Genomic DNA, 3616 nt, shown 5'->3' with positions numbered 1-3616 from the left:
CAGGCGCCGTGGCCGCGACCCGCCCGTACCCCGCCCCCCCCCCCCCCCCCCTCCCCCCCCCCCCCCCCCCCCCCCCCCCCCCCCCCCCCCCCCCCCCCGCGCCGCGTGGTACGGCCTACAGGCCCAGTGGTACGGCCTACAGGCCGATCACCGGCTCGACGGTCACCTCGGAGGTGAAGACCCGGACGCCGTGCTGCTCGATCGACACGTCCACACGGCGCCGGCCCATGCCGTCGCGGACCGGCTCGCCGGCCAGGACGACGGCGGGGGCGTCGAACTCGACGTACCGGGCGAAGTTCGTCCTCATCCCGGTGACGACCGAAGCGCCGTCGCCGCCGCCGACGGCGTGGGTGGCCTGGCGGGCCGCCTCGAGAAGGAGCATCCCGGGCACGTGATCGACGGCGTGGTCGAACAGCACCGGGTGCGCGGGATCCACCCGGAGCAGCCACTGCCCCGGCCGGCCACCCGGAGCCGGTGAGAGCACCACGTCGTCCGGGGAGCGTCGGTCCACCCGGTGCGGCTCCACGGGCGGGCCCGCCGGAAGGCACCGTGCGAGCGTGGCGCCGGTGTCCGCGTAACTCCCCCGCACCCGCCGGTATATGGCCGCCGGCTGGTTGTTGAAGCGGGTGAGCGCGGTACCCATCAGCCGCTCCCCCAGATGGACTTCGATGTCCATCGTCATGCCGGCGAACCTGCCCCCGCGGCGGACCACGTCCGAGCAGGACACCACGAGGCGCACCTCCTCCTCGGCGGTGGTCACCAGCGACGCCAGCGGTTCGATCGCGAAACTGAAGTGTTCCCATGCCTGCTTGTGCTCCCGCGGAACGCCGTAGACGGCATGGGACAGCAGCGGCACCGTCTGGCGGACACTCTCGGCAACCAGCATCGGGTCGTACACACCCTGCGACGGCCGGTAGAAGACATGGCCCCGCGGCCAGCGCGCCGTGATCACACAGCGCCCCGGGAACGGCTCGGCCCATGCCCTGAGCAGGACTTCCTCCCCTCGGAGTTTGTGCACCTGCCACTGGTGGACCGGCTGCGCCTCAAGGCCCAGTACCGAAACAGACAACTCCGCCCCCCCACAAGATCGATAGTTGTTGCATACGACTACACAGAGAGAGATCCAGCCACTCCGTGCATCCGGCCCAAACATAATGTTTTTTTTGTTTTCACGAGTCAAGGGCGAGCGATCGTGAGAATCTTTTGATCACCTCAAGGAAGTTAAGGACCGCAAACGGCTAAAACCGCATGAATCGGACTTGCTGCGACCGCGGTCGACTCGGATATCATAAGGATCGTTCTTTTTTGAGAAGGTGAGAGGCATGGCGCAACTGAAACAGGAGCGGGCGGAACAGACCCGACGCGCGCTGCTGCACGCAGCCGCAGAGGTCTTCGACGAGTTCGGCTACGCGGGGGCCGGGATCACCCGCATCCTCAAGCGTGCCGGAGTGACCGCAGGGGCTCTCTATTTCCACTTCGGTTCCAAGGAGGGCTTGGCCAAGGCGGTGATGAACAGCCAGCCGGAGACCATCGTCCCGCTGCTTGCCGCCGGCGGCCTGCAGCGGCTCATCGACCTCACCCTCGTGTGGTCGTGGCAGCTGCAGCGCGACCCGCTGCTCCGGGCCGGCGTACGGCTGACGAACGAACAGGCCTCCGTGAGCAGCTCCCTGGACGCCGACCCGTACGAGAACTTCCGCGGGATCATGACCAAGTGTCTGACGGACGCGCGGGACGACGGCGAGCTGCAGCCGGGCGTCGATCCGGTCGTGGTCGCGGAGTTCGTGGTCGCCGCCTGTACCGGGATGCAGATGTATTCCAACGTCGTCTGCGGCCGCAAGGACCTTCCCGAGCGCACCCAGCAGATGTGGAACCTGCTCCTTCCGGGCATCGCGGTCCCGTCCGTGATCGCCCGCGCTGACTCGACCCCCGCCCGCGGCGCCTCGATGATGCCCTGAACACGCTGCTCGCCCCGGCTGTCCTCTCCACTTCGCCCGTCTGAACGATCCCTACGGAGCCGCATGCCCGCCCTGCGCCTGGCCGCCCTGAACATCGACGGTGTCCTGCTCAACGACACTTTCAGCCCGGTGATCCACCACTTCATCGTCAGCAGAGGCGGTACGTATACCGCCGAGCTGGAACGGTCCATCTTCTCCCAGCCGCAGCACATCGCCGGCCGGTTGCTCGCGGCCGCCGTGGGCGGTGGCATGACGGGCGAAGCAGCGCTCGCCGCCTATTTCGAGGAGCGCGCCGCCTACGTGGACCGCCACCCGGTCACGATCACGCCGGGCACCCGCGACCTGCTCCACCGACTGCGGCGCGCGGGCCTGCAGACGGTCTGCTACGGCGGCCTGGGCAAGGACCACTTCGACCGCCACCTGGGCAGCTACGCCGACCTGTTCGACGGCCCCGGCTACGTCTGCACCAACGACATCCGCCCCGGCTTCAAAGAGATCACCGAGGACGTCTTCCAGCTCCGCCCCGACCAGGCCCTCTTCGTCGACGACGTCGCCCGGACCGCAGACGCGGCCCGCGAACTCGGCACGGCGTTCGTCGGCCACCCCTCCACCTTCGTCCACAGCCACCAGCGTGATCTCATGCGGGAGGCAGGCGTGCGCCACGTGATCAGCAGTCTCGACGCGCTCGACGACGCCCTGCTCCACCGAATAGACCGGGAGATGAGATCGGATTCGTTCTGGAGCCCCTCCCGGCCCGCGACCGGCCAGGGGAGCCGCGCGTGACACCGGCCGGACCGCTGCTGCCCGGCAAGGTGGCGCTGATAACCGGCGCTTCCAGCGGAATCGGCGCCGCGGCGGCCCACCACTTCGCCGCCGAAGGAGCCGCCGTCGTGCTCGTGGCCCGCAGGGCCGACCGGGTCGAGGAGGTCGCCGAGCGCATCAGGAAGGACGGCGGCCGGGCAGTGGCCGTACCGGGCGACGTCACCCGCCCCGCGGACATGGAACGCGCCGTCGCCACGGCGGTCAGCCGGTTCGGCGGGCTCGACTGCGGGTTCAACAACGCCGGTTACGCCAGCGCCGGAACCTTGCTGCACGAACTCCCCGAGGATGTCTTCGACCGCACCCTGGACGTCAATCTGCGCGGTGTGTGGAACTGTCTGCGCGCCCAGATTCCCGTCATGCTGGAGGCCGGTGCCGGCTCGATCGTCAACACCTCGAGCGTCGCGGGCGTACGCGCCACCGCCGCGTCGGCGCCCTATGTGGCCGCGAAGCACGCGGTCATCGGCCTGACCAGGGCGGCGGCCGCCGAGTACGGCGAGCGCGGCATCCGCGTCAACGCCCTCGTGGTGGGCAGCACGGACACGGAGATGATGGACGGCGTCCTCGCGGCCGGCCCCGCCGTGCGCTCCGGCTTCGGCGCCAAGGCGATCCAGCGGCGCCTCGCCGATCCGACCGAGATCGCCCGCGCCGCCGCCTGGCTCTGCTCGGATGCCTCGTCCTTCACCACGGGAGCCGCCCTCGCGGTGGACGGCGGCAGAACCGCGAAGTGAGGGGGTGGTACGCCCCAGGGGGGGGGGGGGGGGGGGTGGGGAGGGGGGGGGGGGGGGGGGGGGGGGGGGGGGGGGGGGGGAGGGCGGGCAGGGGCGGGGGATTTTGTGTGG

Annotated in this window: 4 protein-coding genes; 3 read left to right on the top strand and 1 reads right to left on the bottom strand. The window is 70.2% G+C overall.

Annotated features, from left to right (window positions below; translation table 11 throughout):
- Positions 1-136: 136 nt before the first annotated feature.
- Positions 137-1069 (bottom strand): ScbA/BarX family gamma-butyrolactone biosynthesis protein, encoded by a 933-nt coding sequence (locus tag AC068A_RS37215; protein WP_478590726.1) that lies wholly within the window; start codon positions 1067-1069, stop codon positions 137-139.
- A gap of 253 nt (positions 1070-1322) precedes the next feature.
- On the opposite strand from AC068A_RS37215, the gene AC068A_RS37210 reads away from it, so the two are divergent.
- From AC068A_RS37210 to AC068A_RS37200, 3 genes are all read left to right on the top strand, one after another.
- A complete protein-coding gene (locus AC068A_RS37210) occupies positions 1323-1955 on the top strand; it encodes a ScbR family autoregulator-binding transcription factor (RefSeq protein ID WP_478590725.1) in 633 nt (210 codons plus the stop codon).
- 63 nt (positions 1956-2018) lie between these two features.
- On the top strand, positions 2019-2738 hold the full coding sequence (locus tag AC068A_RS37205; RefSeq protein WP_478590724.1) for an HAD family hydrolase: 720 nt from the start codon (positions 2019-2021) through the stop codon (positions 2736-2738).
- The gene (locus tag AC068A_RS37200; RefSeq protein ID WP_478590723.1) at positions 2735-3505 is read left to right on the top strand and encodes an SDR family NAD(P)-dependent oxidoreductase; all 771 of its coding nucleotides are present in this window, start codon (positions 2735-2737) and stop codon (positions 3503-3505) included. The genes AC068A_RS37205 and AC068A_RS37200 overlap by 4 nt, the downstream gene beginning before the upstream one ends.
- The last annotated feature ends 111 nt before the right edge of the window (positions 3506-3616 follow it).

It is taken from the genome of Streptomyces sp. NPDC043854, assembly GCF_056436005.1.
Note: the sequence above shows the minus strand (reverse complement) of the source record. Positions and strands in the feature narration are given on the sequence as shown.

Excerpts from the sequence above, each read along its gene's own strand:
- AC068A_RS37205 (WP_478590724.1), top strand. The coding sequence starts at position 2,019 with ATGCCCGCCCTGCGCCTGGCCGCCCTGAACATCGACGGTGTCCTGCTC.
- AC068A_RS37210 (WP_478590725.1), top strand. The coding sequence starts at position 1,323 with ATGGCGCAACTGAAACAGGAGCGGGCGGAACAGACCCGACGCGCGCTG.